This window comes from Oleiphilus sp. HI0117 (assembly GCF_001635235.1).
This window is the reverse complement of the sequence record NZ_LWGA01000247.1, coordinates 1-1,334: the sequence shown is the minus strand read 5'-3', so window position 1 is coordinate 1,334 and position 1,334 is coordinate 1. Positions and strand designations below refer to the sequence as shown.

Here is a 1,334-nt window from a genome sequence, read left to right as displayed (position 1 = left end):
ATCAGCAGTCGCCTTAATCATTGGCTGGGTTATTTACGTTAGAGCTACGCTAAAATCTTTAGGGCCCGTCGGGCTCACCCTCGCAGCGCTGCTCGTCGCGATTATTATCTGGGCATTAATCGATATTGGCTTAATTAGCATAAGTGAACCCAGTGCTTTCGTCTGGTTATTAGAAATTTTTATATCTGCAATTCTATGTTTGGGCATGAGCTGGTCTCATATTCGGCGCAGGCTATCCGGACAAGTTGACGTAGACGAAGTCTAAGCACCTTTTAGCACTATTTATATATACGGAAATAATGGAGCAAACTCATGTTGAATAAGAAAATCGTAAGCCTTACTGTTCTAGCATCCTTAACCAGTGCTTGTATGACCTATGACCCTTATACCGGTGAAGAAGAAGTATCAAGCGCAACGACAGGCGCAGTGACCGGGGCAGTCGCGGGAGCACTGATCGGGGTTGCAACCTCGAGTAAGTCTGACCGAGGCAAAGGCGCACTTATTGGTGCCGTTGCCGGTGGCGCTATTGGTGGTGGTGCGGGTTATTACATGGACCAGCAAGAAGCAAAACTAAGGCACCAGCTAAAAAATAGCGGCGTAAGCGTTAAGCGTGTGGGCGACGAAATAATCTTAGTGATGCCTGGCAACATTACCTTTGAAACGGGTAAGTCGGATTTACAGGCCAGTTTTGAGAAAATCATTCATTCTGTATCACTGGTCTTAAAGGAATTTGATAAGACTGCAATTGAAATCACCGGGCATACAGACTCCACTGGCGCGCTATCGTTTAATCAGACTCTCAGCGAACAGCGTGCTAACAGCGTTAAGTATGCACTCCAGACTCGTGGCATTGCCTCTGGGCGCATTCACTCTTCGGGTAAAGGGCCACGCTTCCCAGTTGCTTCTAATGACACTGCCGAAGGCCGTCAGGCTAATCGCCGTGTAGAATTAAAGCTACTTCCTTTAGAAAGCGCAGGAAAGTAAAGCCGTCACTTATCGCAATAAAAAAGGGCGCTCATAGCACCCTTTTTTATTCGTAATTTGCGATAGAACTACAAAATTGCACCTAAGCCTTTCTGTAGTAAACCACCAATATCGATACCTGAACCTTGCTCATCAGATGACTTAGAGTCTCCAGAGAAATATTCAATGGCCATCTGTGCGACCTTCAGCACCATATCCGGGCTCAAGCCTAAGGCTTCAAACTGTTTTGTGACTTCTCCTAGCTCGCCTAGTTAACCTGATGCGCCACTTACTTTAGACAGTATGCCACCTGTCTAAAGTAAGTGGCGCATCAGGTTCACTAGGCGCGCTAGGAGAAGTCACAAAACAGT

The 1,334-nt window shown here is 46.6% G+C and carries 2 protein-coding genes and 1 pseudogene; 2 read left to right on the top strand and 1 reads right to left on the bottom strand.

Annotated elements, in window-relative coordinates; translation table 11 throughout:
- On the top strand, positions 1-265 hold a 265-nt coding region (locus tag A3757_RS26205; protein ID WP_197469700.1), incomplete at its 5' end, for a DUF6524 family protein.
- Positions 266-312: 47 nt separating this feature from the next.
- Positions 313-984: an OmpA family protein gene (locus tag A3757_RS03090; protein WP_156490355.1), complete on the top strand. Its 672-nt coding sequence runs from the start codon at positions 313-315 to the stop codon at positions 982-984.
- Between the two features lie 68 nt (positions 985-1,052).
- On the opposite strand, the pseudogene A3757_RS25015 reads toward A3757_RS03090, so the two are convergent.
- Positions 1,053-1,217, bottom strand: a pseudogene (locus tag A3757_RS25015) (hypothetical protein); the annotation flags it as partial.
- Positions 1,218-1,334: the final 117 nt, after the last annotated feature.

Coding starts and splice junctions, on each gene's coding strand:
- A3757_RS03090 (WP_156490355.1), top strand. CDS start 313: ATGTTGAATAAGAAAATCGTAAGCCTTACTGTTCTAGCATCCTTAACC.